Annotated in this window: 17 protein-coding genes and 2 tRNA genes; 9 read left to right on the top strand and 10 right to left on the bottom strand. The window is 55.1% G+C overall.

Annotation, left to right across the window (positions count from 1 at the left end):
* Nucleotides 1-2: 2 nt before the first annotated feature.
* From ABJL60_RS09430 to ABJL60_RS09415, 4 genes are all read left to right on the top strand, one after another.
* Nucleotides 3-707, top strand: a complete 705-nt coding sequence (locus ABJL60_RS09430; RefSeq protein WP_348376112.1) for an HAD family hydrolase — start codon at nt 3-5, stop codon at nt 705-707.
* A gap of 98 nt (nt 708-805) precedes the next feature.
* Nucleotides 806-2,365 (top strand): trimethylamine methyltransferase family protein, encoded by a 1,560-nt coding sequence (locus ABJL60_RS09425; RefSeq protein ID WP_348376111.1) that lies wholly within the window; start codon nt 806-808, stop codon nt 2,363-2,365.
* 89 nt (nt 2,366-2,454) lie between these two features.
* Nucleotides 2,455-3,042 carry a heme NO-binding domain-containing protein gene (locus ABJL60_RS09420; RefSeq protein ID WP_348286656.1) on the top strand — a complete coding sequence of 196 codons (588 nt, stop codon included), beginning with the start codon at nt 2,455-2,457 and terminating at the stop codon, nt 3,040-3,042.
* On the top strand, nt 3,039-4,094 hold the full coding sequence (locus ABJL60_RS09415) for a diguanylate cyclase (protein WP_348286654.1): 1,056 nt from the start codon (nt 3,039-3,041) through the stop codon (nt 4,092-4,094). Before ABJL60_RS09420 ends, ABJL60_RS09415 begins: the two co-directional genes overlap by 4 nt.
* 51 nt (nt 4,095-4,145) lie before the next feature.
* Here the strand turns inward: ABJL60_RS09415 and ABJL60_RS09410 are convergent.
* The 5 genes from ABJL60_RS09410 to ABJL60_RS09390 form a co-directional block, all read right to left on the bottom strand.
* Nucleotides 4,146-4,220, bottom strand: a tRNA-Glu gene (locus ABJL60_RS09410).
* A 76-nt stretch (nt 4,221-4,296) separates the two neighbouring features.
* The gene (gene recJ, locus ABJL60_RS09405; protein ID WP_348376110.1) at nt 4,297-6,036 is read right to left on the bottom strand and encodes a single-stranded-DNA-specific exonuclease RecJ; all 1,740 of its coding nucleotides are present in this window, start codon (nt 6,034-6,036) and stop codon (nt 4,297-4,299) included.
* Nucleotides 6,037-6,100: 64 nt separating this feature from the next.
* Nucleotides 6,101-7,066: a class II fructose-bisphosphatase gene (gene glpX / locus ABJL60_RS09400; RefSeq protein WP_348376109.1), complete on the bottom strand. Its 966-nt coding sequence runs from the start codon at nt 7,064-7,066 to the stop codon at nt 6,101-6,103.
* Between the two features lie 87 nt (nt 7,067-7,153).
* Nucleotides 7,154-8,440 carry a homoserine dehydrogenase gene (locus ABJL60_RS09395; protein WP_348287302.1) on the bottom strand — a complete coding sequence of 429 codons (1,287 nt, stop codon included), beginning with the start codon at nt 8,438-8,440 and terminating at the stop codon, nt 7,154-7,156.
* A gap of 75 nt (nt 8,441-8,515) precedes the next feature.
* On the bottom strand, nt 8,516-8,800 hold the full coding sequence (locus ABJL60_RS09390; protein ID WP_348287304.1) for a hypothetical protein: 285 nt from the start codon (nt 8,798-8,800) through the stop codon (nt 8,516-8,518).
* A 94-nt stretch (nt 8,801-8,894) separates the two neighbouring features.
* On the opposite strand from ABJL60_RS09390, the gene ABJL60_RS09385 reads away from it, so the two are divergent.
* Entirely contained in the window at nt 8,895-9,479 is a 585-nt protein-coding gene (locus tag ABJL60_RS09385) for a TetR/AcrR family transcriptional regulator (protein WP_348287306.1), read from the top strand.
* A gap of 71 nt (nt 9,480-9,550) precedes the next feature.
* On the opposite strand, the gene ABJL60_RS09380 is transcribed toward ABJL60_RS09385, so the two are convergent.
* From ABJL60_RS09380 to ABJL60_RS09370, 3 genes are all read right to left on the bottom strand, one after another.
* A complete protein-coding gene (locus ABJL60_RS09380) occupies nt 9,551-10,462 on the bottom strand; it encodes a pirin family protein (RefSeq protein ID WP_348376108.1) in 912 nt (303 codons plus the stop codon).
* A gap of 345 nt (nt 10,463-10,807) precedes the next feature.
* Nucleotides 10,808-11,542, bottom strand: a complete 735-nt coding sequence (locus ABJL60_RS09375; protein ID WP_348376107.1) for a hypothetical protein — start codon at nt 11,540-11,542, stop codon at nt 10,808-10,810.
* Nucleotides 11,539-12,843 (bottom strand): hypothetical protein, encoded by a 1,305-nt coding sequence (locus tag ABJL60_RS09370; protein ID WP_348376106.1) that lies wholly within the window; start codon nt 12,841-12,843, stop codon nt 11,539-11,541. Before ABJL60_RS09370 ends, ABJL60_RS09375 begins: the two co-directional genes overlap by 4 nt.
* Nucleotides 12,844-12,988: 145 nt before the next feature.
* Between ABJL60_RS09370 and ABJL60_RS09365 the strand changes: the two genes are divergently transcribed.
* On the top strand, nt 12,989-13,420 hold the full coding sequence (locus tag ABJL60_RS09365; protein ID WP_348376105.1) for an MmcB family DNA repair protein: 432 nt from the start codon (nt 12,989-12,991) through the stop codon (nt 13,418-13,420).
* 117 nt (nt 13,421-13,537) lie between these two features.
* Nucleotides 13,538-14,215 carry an outer membrane beta-barrel protein gene (locus ABJL60_RS09360; protein ID WP_348287315.1) on the top strand — a complete coding sequence of 226 codons (678 nt, stop codon included), beginning with the start codon at nt 13,538-13,540 and terminating at the stop codon, nt 14,213-14,215.
* A 132-nt stretch (nt 14,216-14,347) separates the two neighbouring features.
* On the opposite strand, the gene ABJL60_RS09355 is transcribed toward ABJL60_RS09360, so the two are convergent.
* Nucleotides 14,348-14,533 carry a DUF6324 family protein gene (locus ABJL60_RS09355; RefSeq protein ID WP_108830212.1) on the bottom strand — a complete coding sequence of 62 codons (186 nt, stop codon included), beginning with the start codon at nt 14,531-14,533 and terminating at the stop codon, nt 14,348-14,350.
* Between the two features lie 78 nt (nt 14,534-14,611).
* On the opposite strand from ABJL60_RS09355, the gene ABJL60_RS09350 reads away from it, so the two are divergent.
* Both ABJL60_RS09350 and ABJL60_RS09345 read left to right on the top strand, forming a co-directional pair.
* Nucleotides 14,612-15,112: a GNAT family N-acetyltransferase gene (locus tag ABJL60_RS09350; RefSeq protein WP_348376258.1), complete on the top strand. Its 501-nt coding sequence runs from the start codon at nt 14,612-14,614 to the stop codon at nt 15,110-15,112.
* 27 nt (nt 15,113-15,139) lie between these two features.
* Nucleotides 15,140-15,216: transfer RNA gene (locus ABJL60_RS09345), tRNA-His, on the top strand.
* Between the two features lie 105 nt (nt 15,217-15,321).
* Here the strand turns inward: ABJL60_RS09345 and ABJL60_RS09340 are convergent.
* Nucleotides 15,322-16,353, bottom strand: a complete 1,032-nt coding sequence (locus ABJL60_RS09340; RefSeq protein WP_348287317.1) for a fatty acid desaturase — start codon at nt 16,351-16,353, stop codon at nt 15,322-15,324.
* Nucleotides 16,354-16,490: the final 137 nt, after the last annotated feature.

The raw sequence follows: 16,490 nt of genomic DNA, 5'->3' as shown, positions 1-16,490 counted from the left end.
CCATGAAGAACACTCCGATTAAGGCGCTTATTTTCGACAAAGATGGTACATTGTTTGAATTCGCAGCCACATGGGAAGCTTGGGCGCAAGCGATGTTGCTGAGATTGACGTCCGGTGACCGCGTGCGTGCAGCACAGATCGGGGCCCAAATCGGCTTCGATTTGGACAGCCGCAGCTTTCAAAACGACAGTATTGTAATTGCAGGCACAGCGGGGGAAATCGCTGATGTGATTGCACCACTGTGCCCCGAACTGTCGCGCGATGCAGTGTTTGAGCTGATCAATGACGAAGCAGGCGCAGCCCCCCAAATCGAAGCTGTGCCTTTGGGTCCTTTCTTGAGGGACTTGCGCAGCCGTGGCTTGAAAACCGGAGTTGCCACCAATGACGCAGAAGCGCCTGCGCGAAAACACCTTATGGCTGCCGGTGTTGTTGATCATCTTGATTTTATTGTAGGTTTCGACAGCGGCCACGGTGGAAAACCCGCGCCAGGTCAGCTTTTGGCCTTTTGTGCGGCCACGGGATGTGACCCTGCACATGTGGTTATGGTCGGCGACAGCACACATGATTTACGGGCAGGTCGTGCGGCCGGCATGCGTACGATCGGGGTGCTGACAGGGATGGCGGACCGCGAAATTCTGGCGCCGCTTGCGGATGTAATCTTTCCGGATATCGGTCACATTCCGGGTTGGCTGGACGGGCCAGTCTGAAAGCTTCGCAATAAATGCGACAGTTTATGTCGTAAACGGAAAGGCCGGTGCGGTGATGTGCCGCTTGGATACCTGCAACACAAGCAAGGGGTCCAGACATGTCCGAACGCAACAAACGCAGAACCCGCGGTGGAGGTCGTGCTGGCGCAGCCGAGCGTCGGGGATCAGCTGTCATTGAGCAAATGCCCTGGAACCCGCCGAAAATGATTGACCCGCCGGTCGAGCCGCTCAGCCCCGAGGGGGTTGAGGCCATTCACGACGGAGCGATGCGCATTCTTGAAGAAATTGGGATCGCGTTTCTAAATCCGGAAGCTCTTGAAATTTTGCGTGAAGCAGGATGTACGATTGATGGTGAAAACGTCCGTATGGGCCGCGAATTCGTCATGGAAATGGTCGCGAAAGCACCAAGCGAGTTCACGATCACGCCGCGCAACCCGGACCGCACCATCACCATCGGCGGTAACAACCTGAATTTCGGCAACGTGTCATCGCCACCCAATTATTGGGACATGTCGATCGGCACAAAAGTCGCCGGCACGCGCGAGATGTGCCAGAATTTGTTGAAATTGACCCAATACTTCAATTGTATCCACTTCGCCGGGGGCTATCCGGTAGAACCTGTAGATATTCATGCGTCGGTGCGCCATCTGGACGTTTTGTTCGACAAATTGACCCTGACCGACAAAGCCATGCATGCCTATTCGCTGGGCAAAGAACGGGTTGAAGATGTGATGGAGATGGTGCGCATCGCAGGCGGTCACAGTCACGAAGATTTCGATGCCAGCCCGAAAATGTACACCAACATCAACTCGACCTCGCCTTTGAAACATGACTATCCGATGATGGACGGCTGGATGCGCATGGCGCGTCGGGGGCAGGGGTTGGTTGTGACACCCTTTACATTGGCGGGGGCAATGGCGCCTGTGACGATGGCGGGGGCTGTGGCCCAGTCGCTTGCCGAAGGGCTATGCGCAATTGTACTGGCGCAATACATCAATCCGGGTGTGGCCTGCGCGATTGGCACTTTTACATCAAATGTTGATATGAAATCCGGTGCGCCTGCGTTTGGGACACCGGAATATATGCGCGCAACACAAATGACGGGGCAGATGGCGCGGTTTTACGGGTTGCCTCTGCGCTCATCTGGGGTGTGTGCAGCGAATGTGCCTGACGGGCAAGCGATGTGGGAGACATCAAACAGCCTGTGGGCGGCTGTGCAATCGGGAACCAATATGGTGTATCACGCGGCGGGCTGGCTGGAAGGCGGGCTGATTGCAAGCCCCGAGAAATTCATTATGGATTGCGAAATCCTGCAGCAGATTCAAAGGTATATGGACCCCGCGATCACGGCAACGGGCGTTGATGAAATAGCACTTGATGCGATCAAGTCAGTTGGCAACGACGGGCATTTCTTTGGGATCCAACATACGCAGGATCGATATACGACAGCCTTCTACCAACCTTTCCTAAGTGATTGGAAAAACTACGAAGGATGGGAAGTGGCCGGTGGAATTTGGACACCCGAGCGTGCGCATCTGATGTTCAAAGAGATCATTGCGAACTTTGAGGCACCGCCAATGGACGTCTCAATTCGGGAAGAATTGGAAGCATTTGTTGCAAAACGTAAAGAAGAAGGCGGGGCCCCCACCGATTTTTGATGGTGTTTCATAGCGCCGTAAAACGCCTGTTTGGGGAATGTTAACAGGTTTTGATGCATGGTGACCTTGGGATAGGGTATGAGGCAACCATGCACGGTTTAACCAATCGCGCGATACAGCGTTTCGTGACGGACAGTTATGGCATTGAAAAGTGGAATGACGCTGTGCGTTGGGCCGCTTTGGATGTGTCGGATTTCGAAGCAATGCTGACCTACGAAGACGGGTTGACGGAAAAGGCGATCGTCGGTGTGTGTTTCGTTTTGGACAAACCGCGTTCTGATGTGATGGAAGACATCGGAACGTATCTGGTGTCACATCCCAATACAGAAGCGTTGCGCCGGTTGTTACGGTTCGGGGGCGTAACTTTCGTTGAGTTTCTCAATTCTCTGGACGATTTGCCGGATCGTGCGCGGTTGGCTGTGTCTGATCTGGAATTGCCTTCTTTGGAAGTGCGCGATCATTCATCTACGCAATTCAGTTTGGTGTGTGCGTGCCCCATCGTGGGCTTTGGGCATGTCATGATGGGTATTTTACGTACGATGGCAGACGATTACGGTGTTCTGGCAGTGTTTGAACATATGGGATCAGGCCAAGGCGTTGAAACAATATCAATTTCTTTAGTGGTCACTGAATTTACAGAAGGGCGCAAGTTTGAACTTGGCGCACGCGTAGAATGAATACTTCAGACAACTTCCTAAGCATGTTGGACACGTTGTGTCCGATGCATGTGGTGCTTAACAGTACTGGTCATATTGTTCATGCAGGCCCCACAACGCAAAAGTTGCATCCAAATGGCCCATCGTTAATCGGGCAAAGGTTTTTGGAAGTCTTTGTTCTGAAACGTCCACGGGCCGTGGCAAGTGTGACAGATCTGTTGAATGTCTCCGGTATGAAGTTGCATTTGCAAATGCGCGACCCGCCCATGACAGAATTGAAGGGTGTGCTTGTGCCCAGCCTTTACGAGGGACAGATTGTTGTGAACCTGTCTTTCGGGATTTCGATCGTTGATGCCGTTGGTGAGTTCGGCTTGAACTGTGGTGATTTCGCGCACACGGATTTGACCATCGAAATGCTTTACTTGGTAGAAGCAAAATCCGCAGCGATGGAAGCCTCACGCAAGATGAACTTGCGCTTGCAAGGCGCGAAAATCGCAGCAGAGGAACAAGCGTTTACCGACACGCTGACAGGTCTGAAAAATCGTCGCGCAATGGACCATTTCCTAGAACGATACATCGAAGAAGATCGAACATTCGCTTTGATGCAAATCGATCTGGATTTTTTCAAAGCCGTGAACGACACGAAAGGGCACGCCGCAGGGGATCATGTTCTACAAGTGGTCTCTCGCGTAATGGTCGATGAAACGCGTGAAACTGACACTGTTGCCCGTATTGGCGGCGATGAATTTATCATCCTTCTGCCTTCAGCCCAGTCCGAAGCGTCGCTGCGCAGTATTGGGGGACGGATCATAAGCAAGCTTGAGGTTCCCATACTGTTCCAGGGTGAACATTGTCAGATTTCTGCGAGTATCGGGACTGCGTTTTTCGAACCCGGTTGCGAACTGACAGCCGATCAATTGGTTAGCAATGCTGACGTCGCGCTTTATGCGTCAAAAGATGCAGGGCGGGCGCGGCAGACGTTTTTCAATCCTAAATTACGTCAGTCGGTCACTCAATTGGTGCCGCAAAATAGACAAGAAGACTTCGCGCCAGATGTGCGCGATGCATCCTAACGGCAGATGCCGTCTTTTCGATACAAACCACATAGATGTAAGGAAAAGACTTGGCATCCCGTAGGGGAATCGAACCCCTCTTTTCAGGTTGAAAACCTGACGTCCTAACCGATAGACGAACGGGACACTAAGTCTGGGCGCGTTCTAGGCAATCTGCGCAGAGCGTGCAAGCAGAAAAAACACTCAATTGTTGGATTTTTTTCTAAGCTCTTGCCGCGTCTTCCAATCGCAGCTGAACGCTTTGTTTTCCACGAAAACTGTTGATATCAAGGCGCCCAGCCAAGTGAAACCGGGCCCCGCCATGGTTTTCCAACGCAGGCCCTAACGCACCATCGAAGGCCCCGAACGAAATCGCATCCATACGGGGGCCACCGATCTCGCCAAATGTCACTTTAAGATGCGATTCTCCAACGCGACGGGCGTGAAAAATCTGCATATCCGAAAAAGCGAACCGTGGTCCGGCGGCGCCCGCTCCGAATGGGCCTGCTTGTTCAAGCATCTCGACCAGCTCAATGGTTGCAGCCCCCGGCATCATCAGGCCGTCCAGTCGCAAGTCAGCCGGTCCGATGTCACCTGCGCCTTGACGGCCAAGCAAGTCAGACAGCCTTGCCATGGCCTCTTCCAGCTTGTCTTCTGATACAGTCAGGCCTGCCGCCATCTTGTGCCCGCCACCTTTTACCAAAAGCCCTTCTGCCGCGAGGCGCTGGATAGGCGCACCAAGATCAATGCCCGACACGGATCGCCCGGACCCTTTGCCAACTCCGTTTTCAAATCCGATAACCACCGACGGACGGTTAGAAGCCTCTTTCAAACGTGACGCCACAATGCCCACGACGCCCGGGTGCCAACCGTCCCCGCTGGCCCAAACCAGAGGGGCATCAAAGCCCCGCTCTTCGGCCTGTGCCAGCGCCGATGCGCGCACGGATGCTTCAATGTCGCGCCGTTCAGTGTTCAGCACATCCAATCGTTCTGCAAGCGCTGCGGCCTCGTGTTCGGTGTCACATGACAGCAATCGCGCCCCGAGATCCGCCTGACCGATACGACCGCCTGCATTAACACGCGGTCCCAGAAGAAACCCCAAATGATACGAACTGGGGGCGGTGTCCATGCGGGACACATCCGCCAAGGCCGCAAGGCCGGGGCGTTCGCGCCGGGCCATGACGCGCAAACCCTGGCGTACAAACGCGCGGTTCACACCAATTAGGGGTGCCACATCCGCGACGGTGGCCAACGCAACCAAATCGAGAAGAGACATCAAATCAGGGCTTTGCGCTTTGTCATCGCGCATTTGTCGGCCTGCTTCCACCAACATCAAAAAGACGACACCGGCAGCGCACAAATGGGCCAAAGCACCATCTTCGTCCTGACGGTTCGGGTTCACGACAGCCATCGCGTCGGGCAGTGTTTCAGCACCTAGGTGGTGGTCCAGAATGATAACATCTGCGCCTTTGGCAGCGGCCACTGGCCCATGGGACAGCGTCCCGCAGTCCACGCAAATAATCAAATCGTGATCGTGCGCCAACGCCGCCATGGCTTCATCGTTGGGGCCGTATCCTTCGTCGATTCTGTCGGGAATATACAATGTGGCTGTCAGTCCAAGGTCGCGCAACCACACGATCAACAGCGCAGCAGAACTTCCGCCGTCAACGTCATAATCTGCAAATATCGCAATGCGTTGGCGTTGCTTTACAGCGCCCAGAAAACGGTGGGCGGCTTTTTCCATGTCTTTCAAAGAACGCGGGTCCGGCAGCAGTTCGCGCAAAGAAGGCGCAAGAAATGCAGGGGCATCGACAGGTTCGACACCGCGGCGGGCCAACACTTGTGCGACGGGACGGGGCAGGTCCGTTTGCTGTGTCAAAGCCTCTGCGGCGCGGTCCACCTGCACGGATGGGCCAACCCAGTTGCGCCCTGTCAAAGACGCTTCGATCCCTAAAAATGACATACCGACCCCTTTTTGCGATCAAAAATACCCGCAATCGACCAAAGCAACAGGCGCCGACGCCAGATCAGTCTTCTGCAGGTGTCCGGTAAGACATGCGGCGAACAGAGCCGGTTTTGGAGCGCATCAACAGCGTCTCGCATGTCAGCCAGCCCACTTCGCGTTGTACTGCGGGCAGCAAGGAACCGCCTGTGACGCCAGTCGCTGCAAAGATCACGTCTTCGGTCACCAATTCATCACGCGTGTAAATGCGGTCAAGGTCGGTGATGCCCGCTTTGGCTGCGCGTCCGCGTTCGTCGTCATTTCGGAAGGTCAAGCGGCCATAGAACTGTCCGCCCATGCACTTCAAAGCGGCCGCAGCCAAAACACCTTCGGGTGCACCGCCCAGACCCATGTACATGTCGATACCCGTGCCGGGTTCCGCGCAGTGCATGACGCCAGCCACATCGCCATCTGTGATCAGACGAATGGCGGCACCTGTGGCACGCACTTCAGTGATCATCGCCTCATGACGCGGGCGTTCAAGAATACACACAGTGATGTCGGATGTGGCACAGTCTTTTGCCTTGGCCAGCGCTTCGACACGCTGGGTCGCTGTCATATCCATCGTCACGACATCCGCGTCATACCCGGGTCCAATGGCCAACTTGTCCATATAGACATCAGGGGCATGCAGCATCGATCCACGCGGGCCCATCGCAATGACCGTCAAGGCGTTTGGCATGTCTTTCGCCGTCAGCGTTGTGCCTTCGAGCGGGTCCAGTGCAATGTCCACGCCGGGGCCGTTGCCGGTTCCGACTTCTTCACCGATGTAAAGCATTGGTGCCTCGTCGCGTTCGCCTTCACCGATCACAACAACACCTGCAATATCCAAAAGGTTCAGCTGTTCGCGCATTGCGTTCACGGCGGCCTGATCTGCGGCTTTTTCGTCGCCGTGACCCACAAGCTTGGCAGAGGCTAAGGCAGCAGCCTCAGACACACGGGCAAGACCCAATGAAAGCATACGGTCGTGAAATTGGGCAGAGGCGGTCATGGCTGGTTCCTTGAAAACGGTGGTTCAGAGCGGTGTAGCGATCAATCGCGCCACAAACAATAATTTAAAAAGGGCGATTGGGCCGCCCTAGACTTCTTCGATGCGCAAAGCGACGGGGGCCGATGTCAACACACCCGTGCCTTCCATAGCGGCAATTGCTGCATCAATGTCGGCACGTGTCGCTTTATGTGTGACGATCAGAACGGGGGCCGATGTTTGTGCGTGTCCGTATTGGCGCATACGGTCGATGCTAACGCCTGCTTCGCCCAGAACCGTGGTGATCTTTGCCAAGGCACCCGGTTTGTCGACCAGACCCATGCGCAGGTAGTAGGGCGCCGGCAACACGGATGTCGCATGTTTCGCGTCTTTCAAGGTATGTGCCGGTTGGCCAAACACAGGCAGCGCAAAGCCGCGTGCGATGTCCATGACGTCTGCCATCACAGCACTGGCGGTTGGTCCTTCACCGGCGCCGGGGCCGCGCAACACGACTTGTTCTACGGCATGACCTTCCAGCACGACCATATTGGTGCCGCCTTGCAATTGACCCAAAGGCGAAGACGCAGGCACCAAGCAGGGTTGCATACGTTGTTCCAGACCACGGCCCGTCATTTGCGCGACCCCCAACAGCTTGATCTTGTAGCCCATGTCGGCGGCTGCCGTGATGTCTTCGATGCTGACCCGTTCGATGCCTTCCAGATCAATCGCGTCAAAGTTAACGCGTGTTCCGAAAGCGATGGATGCAAGGATCGCCAGTTTATGTGCGGCGTCAATGCCGCCCACGTCCAATTGCGGATCCGCTTCAAGATACCCCAACCCGTCGGCTTCAGCGAAAATGTCCTGATAGCTAAACCCGGAGTCTTCCATGCGGGTCAGGATGTAGTTGCACGACCCGTTCATGACGCCCATCACGCGGGTGATTTCGTTTGCTGCCAATCCTTCTGTCAGTGCTTTCACGACAGGGATACCGCCTGCGACTGCGGCCTCGTAACGAAGGGATAGGTTTGCGGCTTCGGCTTGTTCGGCAAGGGCTTGGCCGTGCAACGCCAACAGCGCTTTGTTGGCGGTGATCACATGCTTGCCTGCGGCCAGTGCAGCTTCTGTGGCGGCCTTCGCCGGACCATCAGATCCGCCCATAAGCTCAACAAAAACATCGACATCGTCGCGTGTGGCCAAAGCCACCGGATCGTCTTCCCATGCGTAGGCATCCAAAGGAATGCCACGATCTTTGTTTTTTGAACGCGCGGAAACAGCTGATATCGAAATGTCACGCCCCGAACGGGCCGTCAGCAATTCCGCATGTTGGCGAATGATGCGGACCACACCAACACCAACGGTGCCAAGACCTGCAATACCAAGGCGAAGTGGCTGTGACATTTTTAGGCTCCTAAAGATGGGATTATTGCATTTGTCGCGCGTTTATCGGGTTCGCGTGCAACACGCAACGCGGCATTATCCGCGCGGCACGCCTGTGCGCATTCGATCACGCGATGATGTGTCCACAACCCGACCACGCAAACGACTGGCGCGTGCCTTTAAGGCTGCTACTCTGGAACTCAGCTGATCTGTGGTTTGATCTGTGCTGGGCCCGCTCGCCGCTTGCGCCAGAATAGGCTCGATTGGAACAAGGTCTGGGTAGTTTGCATCGCTGCCATGTGCAGTAACGGCACCGTCCAGTTCAGGGAACTGGGTGCAAGCCGAAAGGCCAAAGACCAAAATTAGGGCAAAACTGCGCATCAAAAGCATCCTTCGTTGTCGGTTTGATGCACCAGCGCGAGGATTTGCGCAAGAGAGGCTTGGTTCTGAACGCGCGTTCAGTTAAGCCAGACCTATGGCGCGTACGGCAGGTTCACATTCTGATATTACAGGTCCTCGTGTGCGCACGGCTGCCTTGCAGTTGTTTGCCGAACACGGCTTTGCGGCCGTTTCTATGCGCCAGATTGCTTCTGCGGTGGGTGTGCAGGCGGGCGCATTGTATAACTACACTGCTGACAAACAGAGCCTTTTGTTTGATTTGATGAAAACCCACATGCAAGATGTGTTGGCCGCAGTACCTGATACGCCGCACCTGACGCCGACCCAACAACTGGAGGGCTTCGTCCGGTTTCACATTGCGTTTCACCATCGCCGTCCGGAAGAGGTGTTTATCGCCTATATGGAACTGCGCAATTTGACCGCGGATAATTTCGAAATCATTGAAGAATTGCGCCGCTCTTATGAGGCGCGTTTGCAAGGAATTCTTGCACGGGGCATCGCCTCGGATGATTTTGCCGTAGAAGATGCCAAAATTGCCACTTTTGCTGTGATTGCAATGCTCACAGGGGTGAATACCTGGTTCAAGGAAGGTGGGCGATTGTCGTTGGCAGATGTGCAGGATCAGTATTGGCACATGGTACGTAAATCCGTTGGCGCCTAAGGGGGTGCACCAAGGTGCACCTTACACGCGGGGCGCTGCCCCGCACCCCGGGATATTTTTGGCGAAAAGAATTAATGTGCTGGCTGGATGAACGTCCCATTTCGCAAGTCGCGCATGGCTTGTTGCAGCTCTGCTTGAGTGTTCATTACGATCGGACCATGCCACGCGACTGGTTCGTCAATTGGTGCGCCAGAGATCAGCAAAAACCGCACACCTTGTTCCCCCGCCTGCACCGTCACCTCGTCCCCGGTGCCGAACCGGATCAACGTGCGGTCCCCTGACATATCTCGGATGTGCATTTCTTGTCCGCCGATTTCTTTTTCCAGCAAAACGCCTGTTGGCACCGAGGCATCTGCAAAAGCTGCGCTGCCTTGAAACACATAGGCAAACGCCCGTCGGTAGGTGTCAATTTTGAATGTTTTCCGCACGCCTGCTGGCACCGAGATGTCCAGATACTGCGGGTCTGCCGCTATGCCGTCGACGGGTCCTGTTTTGCCCCAGAACGTCCCCGTAATGATCCGCACATGGGTGCCGTCGTCATCTGTGACTTCGGGGATCGCGTCAGACGTCATATCCTGATAGCGTGGTGCCGTCATTTTCTGGGATGCGGGCAGATTGCCCCACAACTGGAACCCGTGCATTTGTCCTTTGGCGTTTCCGTGCGGCATTTCCTGATGCAAAATGCCTGATCCAGCTGTCATCCATTGCACATCGCCAGCCCCGAGGCTGCCAGTGTTTCCAAGGCTGTCGGCGTGGTCCACTGTACCTTCCAGAACATAGGTGATTGTTTCGATGCCGCGGTGCGGATGCCATGGAAACCCCTTGATGTAGTCTTCGGGGCGTTCGTTGCGAAAGTCGTCAAACAGCAAAAATGGATCAAGTTCAGACGGATCCTGAAACCCGAAGGCGCGGTGCAGCTTGACGCCTGCGCCTTCCATTGTTGGTTGGGCGGGTCGTGTTTCCAATGTGGGTCTTAGTGACATGTTTTGCCTTCTCGTATCTGCATGGAGCCAAACATAACCGCGCTTTGACGCACATCAACTTGCAAGAGCGCATGTATCTTGTGCAATTTTGTGAGGGTGACGGGAACCACCACAGCCGTGAGGTTCTCTCATTCCCGAGGACCTGTATGTACAGGTGGGCGCCAGGTAAAAAGGCCAGGGCCAGAACAGAGCCAGCTCCCTCGGAATTGCTTAAGGCCACCGGAATGCAACCCGACACAAGAAGGGCAGAACCCGTCGCTCCATCAGATAGGGCAGGTTTGTACGCAGGACAAGGGCTGGTGCACTTTGTCCATATTGCAAAAAGGATACGGTCGCGGCGCAGCGCTATTGCGGCGTTACAAAATTGTAGGTTTTCAACTGTTCGGGAAGCAGTACATATATTTCATCTGGCGGCGTACTGAGCGAGTGTTGCATAACCAATGGGTCAATGCCCATCGCGTCCAGATACACCATGACTTCGCCCTGACCCCTTTGAATGTCTTCAACAGCGAACCGAGCCGGCAAAATAGTGCTTTCGCCAAAATAATGCTGATGCACGCCCACTGACGCCGCGTCGTCTATGGTGCGCGTGGTGCCTGCCGCCAGCACGTAAGGGCAGGCAGAATAGCATATTTCGCCGTTGCGCATTTCTGTGTCGATGGCTTGGGCGCGAATAAACCGTCCCAGATCAAGGGCTTCGCCCACTGTTCCACCGGGAGACTGCAAAACCAGCAGCTTGACCTTCGGGGTCGCTTCCAAAATCTGCTTGCTGATGCGGTCTGCGTCACCTGGCGTGATGCCGCCCTCTAATCGGTATGTTTCACCGTCCAGTTGGGTCAGTGTGAGGCGGTCTGGCAGGGGACCGGATGGGGCAGGGCCGGTCTGGCGCGGGGTGCGGTTCGGATCAAATTGGCGCCGCTGGTCGCCGGGCCGCACCGGTTGGTCAAGATCAGGCGCGTCGGGCCCAAAGTGGGGCAAGGAAAAAGAACCCTGCATGTCGCCAACGATCAACAACGCCCCGATGCCCAATTGGAAAATCAAAACACCCGATAGAATACGCGCAACGCTGCGTCCGTTCATTTTTGGTCACTTTCAGGCGTGTCTAGCACGGGCACATGGGGCGCACGAGAGGGGGCGTTCATGGCGTCCGGCATCTCGTTCATCGCCAGTTCGACATCGCGGATGGCGCTTAGGGCGGCGCGCAGTTCGGCAAGGGTCATGGTGTCTTCTACGCCGGCACCTTCGCGCCCGCGCCGGATTGCAGATTGGGTTATGGCAAGAATAAACACCAAAACAGCAGGCAGCAGGTCGATCGCAATGGCCCCCGCCCAGCTGGGCACAAAATTTCGCGCGTATAAAATCACCGCGTCGGCGCTGGAAATCGGGGTATATGTGACGTCTTTTGGCGGCGCCAGCTGCTGCACCGTTTGTGCGGCAGTCTCAAGCGTTTTTGCGCGTCGGCCCAGCACATCCAGAACGGACGTGATGGTTGCCGCCTGATCCGAACGGGTTTCTTCTGTGCGCCCGTCCAATTCGGGCAACACAACAGAAGCCGCCAAATCCTGTGCCGCGCGTTCCACCAAGGGGGCGACATTCAGTTGCTGCATCTGGGCAATCAAACCGGCCAGTCGCACGGCTTGTTCTGAAAACTCGACGGATCGCGCTTCGACGGGGCCGGGTTCTACGGTCAGTGCGCGCATGCGGCTTAGGATCTGGTTGCCTTCATCAAATGCATTGTCGACCAAAGGTGTCTGGCTTGCGATTTGGGCTTCCAACCCTTGCAGTTCGGATGCTTTCTGGCGCAAGACTCGAAACACGGCCCCACGCCCAGCCAAACCGGACAGATTGCCTGTGGCTTCTTGTTCCGAGAGGTCCTCGAATGATTGACGCACACGCGCCACGTCGCGTTCCAGACCTTGGGCTGACAGTGCAATTTCATGGGTGCTTTCCAGCGCGTCTTGATAGTCTTGCACGGTTTTTGCCAAATGTTGTTCGACGGCGGCAGACCCCGCCAATGCAGCTGCATTCAACCAAGACGACATGGCGACAATGGCCAAGGAACCCAAGGCCATAGCCAACATCAGACCGATACGGGCCTGTGCTGTGCGTACCGCTGGAAACAGGCGCAACATATAAGACCAGAATACGAAAATACCGACGGAAACCGCCACCGAATACGCAATGGCTGCAAAGACCGACATGGCGCCGTTGCTGTCCAGCAAAGAGGAAACCCCAAGGTAGGTGTAGATGCCTGATGCGACCGCCAGAACCCCAAGTGCTGTGCCGGAAAACGTGTCCAGCCAAGTCAGATGATCTTCCAATTCGCGTGCGGCGCGAACGCCGCGTGCCTCTGCTTGGGTCAATGGTTTCTTGTCTGACATATTGGTTCCTTGCCGTGATTCCGCCGCGTGGCTTTGCAATATGTAGGAGGCCATGGTGGCAAGGCCAAGGCGGCTTGCATTTGTTCACCTTTTGTTCGTATAAGTGTGTATGCAAATTTCATCTCTTGTTCCGAACGATACACCCATGGCACCCGGCCAAATTCTGGCCCGTGGCGTGTCGCGCCATCTGAGGCATTTGGGCATGGCCAGTCTGGAAGAATTTGTACCCACACGCGGGTTGCGCGTAGACGTGATCGCGCTGGGTCCAAAAGGCGAAATTTGGGTCATTGAATGCAAATCCAGTCGGATGGACTTTCAATCTGACAACAAATGGCAAGGGTATCTGGATTGGTGTGACAGGTTCTTTTGGGCGGTTGATGGCGATTTCCCGACTGAACTTTTGCCAGACGATACGGGGTTGATCATTGCAGATGGGTATGATGCCGAGGTGCAGCGCATGCCGGAAGAGGTCAAATTGGCCGCAGCGAGACGCAAGAAAATCATCCAGAAGTTTGCCACAGATGCCGCGCGCCGGTTGCATCTTTTAAGAGACCCCAGAGCAGGGCAGGGGTTCTGACCGCAGATCTAGAAATAGATCTCACAATCACACACAGAAGCGTCAACTGCTGTGATCAAATAAAATCAGGCCGTCAGGGTTTTTCATTGCGTAACACACATGCAAAGGAAAGCTTCAGTGAAACAGATCGCGATATTGGGGGCACTGGCGACGGTTGCTCTGACGACACCTGCATTTTCCCAGGATTTATACGGCTTTGCCTACGGAGGCAGCGCGGCTTCAGCCGATTTGAACTACGGTGGCACGATTGGCGGGGCGCCAAATTCTGTGAATAACGATCTGGAAGGGGGGTATGGCCTTGGCGTCGGCGTGGGCAAGACTTTTCAGGCGTGGTCCACAGATAAAATCGGCCTGCGTGGGGAACTGGAGCTGTCGTTTAGCGACCGTGATGCAGACCAAATCCAGTTTTCAGGCAATGGCCCTGCCGCAGAGGTGAACGTCGCGGGGGGGATTCGAACGACAGCCCTTTTTGCGAATGTCATTGCTGATTTCAAAACCCAAGGTGCACTGACGCCATTTGCGGGTGGCGGTCTGGGCATCGCCCATATCAATCAGGATCTGGTCTATGGACCTGGCGTCCGCATTCAGGACAGCGACACACGCTTGGCCGCACAAGCGATTGTCGGGGTGTCTTATGCTGCAAGTGATCGCATCACTTTGACAGCAGATGCGCGGTACCGGCGTGTGTTTGGCGTATCTTCCACGCGGCTTTCGCCAGCAGGCACCTCTACAGGGACCGTACGTGGCGATCTGGAGTCTACATCACTGAATATAGGTGTGCGCTTTAGCTTCTGACGTAGACCCAGACCACAACAGGGATAAGACGGTCAGTCACGCGTGCCCCCACCCAGTAAATGCATGGCTGGCTGTTTTATAACGTGGGTCATTCCATTTTGGGATGACCCGCCGAAACCATCTAACAGGTCTCTATTTGATGATGCGCGCGGCTGCGACCGCCGCCAAGATCTCTTCAGCGATTTCCTCGGCTTCCTCGGGGTCGAAATCCATTGGCAAATCGATGCCTTTTCCCTCGACATAAATGCGCACCATCCCTTGATCGGTTGGTCCGATTTGCAGGTTTGCTTGGATGTCGCTTTCGCTGTTGATCCCCATGGGTGCGCCTTTCATTTGTTGTGTCTTGCTAGCTATCCGCGTCTTGAAAGGCAAGGTCGGCCGTTGCATGTTGATGTCATGGAAGACTTGCAGATCAGGCGCTTCAATGCCAGCGACACAGACTGGGTTGTGACCCAGCACGGCACGCACTACGCAAAAGCGGAAGGGTTTGACGACACATTCGGCCCGTTGGTCGCGTCAATTTTGGCCGACTTCAACGCACATCATGATTCGCAAATTGAACGTGGTTGGGTGGCCGAAGAAGACGGGCAGCGTCTTGGCACGATTTTTTGTGTGCGATTGAATGACACCACTGCGAAACTGCGCCTGTTTTTTCTAAAGCCCGGGGCCCGCGGCAAAGGGCTTGGGCAGAAATTATTGTCTGAATGTATGGGGTTTGCACAAAGCGTAGGCTATCAAAACATGCAGCTTTGGACACATGAAAGCCACACAGCGGCTTGTGCTTTATATGCTCGGACAGGATGGGATTTGGTGGGCAGCAGACCAGTTCATTCGTTTGGGTGCGATCTTGTCGAACAAACATGGGTTTTTCGGTTCGGATCACACTTGCAATCGTAAGACTTGGGCGTTAAATCACCCCAACGTGCCGCCTTAGCTCAGTAGGTTAGAGCGCTTGATTGTGGATCAAGAGGTCCCTGGTTCGAGACCAGGAGGTGGTACCACCCTTCCCCCAAGCAGTATCGTCGTGCAGGCTTTTGCCGAAACGCGACCAAACCAACCGCGCACTTCCATGCGCGGCGTTGAATGTCAGACGTGGACCGATGTGGTTACGCGACTTTGCGTGCCTCTGAAAACGACAGCAGACGTTTGCTGTTTTCATCCCAAAGATGCAGCCGCGCATTTGCAATGCTTTCACGGATGGTCATCTGATTGCCTGTCGCAAGATCGGCGTGATCGCTTAGCACTTCGGGAAGGCGGTAGAATGGGATGCGGCTGTATAGGTGGTGCACGTGGTGGATGCCGATATTGGCACTGAGCCATTGCAGAACCCGTGGCATGACGTAATGCGAGCTACCATGCAGGGCGGCATGATGCACATCCCAGTTGTCGTTCTCTTCCCAATGTGTGGTCTCGAACTGGTGCTGGACATAGAACAGCCATACCCCGGCCGTCGCTGCCAGCAAGGTGGACGGCACAAAAATCAGCAAGATCGGGGTCAGCCCGCCAAAGTAAAGGATTACCAACAACGCCACCAGAATGGCTGCATTGGTCCCCATAGCGCTGATCCAGTATTTGCCCTTTTCCATCAATCCGACGGGCAGGCGGTTTTCCAAAAAGAACACATAACCCGGCCCCAGACCGAACAAAACGATCGGATGGCGATACATGCGGTACATCAGGCGTTTCATCGGAGAGCGGGCGCGGTATTCGGCGACCGTCAAAGTGTTGATATCGCCCAGCCCCCGCCGACCCAGATTACCGGCAGAACTATGGTGGATGGAATGTGCCCGACGCCAAACATCATAGGGCGTCAGGGTCAGGACACCGATGGCGCGTCCCGTCCAGTCGCTGAGTGCGCGGTTCTTGAAAAAAGCGCTGTGCCCACAATCGTGTTGAATGGCAAACAAACGAAGCAAAAACGCGGCGTTGCACAGCGATATGGCCAAGGTCAGCCAAGCGCTGATTGACAGCGACCACCATGCCAATGCCCAAAGCCCAATGAAGGGACCTAATGTTACCGCCAATTCGAAACTGCTGCGTTTTGCACTTGGTTCACGGTAATTTGCCAAAACTTTCACCCAGTCACGGGCATTTTTCGGTTCGACTGTCTGCGCTGAAACGCTTGATTTTTGGGTCATATGTCTGCTTCTTGCCACTGTTGGCGATCTTGTTAACGCAATACAGCGCATCCGCAACGTATAAAACAAAGGGTCTTAAAAAGCTGTTCAAATCAAAGTGTTTGCCGGTACCGCGTCCTTGCATCGCACAAAAGGTC

The organism is Ascidiaceihabitans sp., assembly GCF_039986515.1.
Classification (GTDB): domain Bacteria; phylum Pseudomonadota; class Alphaproteobacteria; order Rhodobacterales; family Rhodobacteraceae; genus Ascidiaceihabitans.
This window is presented reverse-complemented; position numbering and strand designations above follow the sequence as displayed.

Excerpts from the sequence above, each read along its gene's own strand:
- ABJL60_RS09355 (WP_108830212.1), bottom strand. The coding sequence starts at position 14,533 with ATGGGGATCAACAGCGAAAGCGACATCCAAGCAAACCTGCAAATCGGA.
- ABJL60_RS09390 (WP_348287304.1), bottom strand. The coding sequence starts at position 8,800 with ATGCGCAGTTTTGCCCTAATTTTGGTCTTTGGCCTTTCGGCTTGCACC.
- ABJL60_RS09385 (WP_348287306.1), top strand. The coding sequence starts at position 8,895 with ATGGCGCGTACGGCAGGTTCACATTCTGATATTACAGGTCCTCGTGTG.
- ABJL60_RS09430 (WP_348376112.1), top strand. The coding sequence starts at position 3 with ATGAAGAACACTCCGATTAAGGCGCTTATTTTCGACAAAGATGGTACA.
- ABJL60_RS09350 (WP_348376258.1), top strand. The coding sequence starts at position 14,612 with ATGGAAGACTTGCAGATCAGGCGCTTCAATGCCAGCGACACAGACTGG.
- recJ (WP_348376110.1), bottom strand. The coding sequence starts at position 6,036 with ATGTCATTTTTAGGGATCGAAGCGTCTTTGACAGGGCGCAACTGGGTT.
- ABJL60_RS09370 (WP_348376106.1), bottom strand. The coding sequence starts at position 12,843 with ATGTCAGACAAGAAACCATTGACCCAAGCAGAGGCACGCGGCGTTCGC.
- ABJL60_RS09375 (WP_348376107.1), bottom strand. The coding sequence starts at position 11,542 with ATGAACGGACGCAGCGTTGCGCGTATTCTATCGGGTGTTTTGATTTTC.
- ABJL60_RS09420 (WP_348286656.1), top strand. The coding sequence starts at position 2,455 with ATGCACGGTTTAACCAATCGCGCGATACAGCGTTTCGTGACGGACAGT.
- ABJL60_RS09340 (WP_348287317.1), bottom strand. The coding sequence starts at position 16,353 with ATGACCCAAAAATCAAGCGTTTCAGCGCAGACAGTCGAACCGAAAAAT.
- ABJL60_RS09365 (WP_348376105.1), top strand. The coding sequence starts at position 12,989 with ATGGCACCCGGCCAAATTCTGGCCCGTGGCGTGTCGCGCCATCTGAGG.
- ABJL60_RS09425 (WP_348376111.1), top strand. The coding sequence starts at position 806 with ATGTCCGAACGCAACAAACGCAGAACCCGCGGTGGAGGTCGTGCTGGC.
- glpX (WP_348376109.1), bottom strand. The coding sequence starts at position 7,066 with ATGACCGCCTCTGCCCAATTTCACGACCGTATGCTTTCATTGGGTCTT.
- ABJL60_RS09415 (WP_348286654.1), top strand. The coding sequence starts at position 3,039 with ATGAATACTTCAGACAACTTCCTAAGCATGTTGGACACGTTGTGTCCG.
- ABJL60_RS09380 (WP_348376108.1), bottom strand. The coding sequence starts at position 10,462 with ATGTCACTAAGACCCACATTGGAAACACGACCCGCCCAACCAACAATG.
- ABJL60_RS09395 (WP_348287302.1), bottom strand. The coding sequence starts at position 8,440 with ATGTCACAGCCACTTCGCCTTGGTATTGCAGGTCTTGGCACCGTTGGT.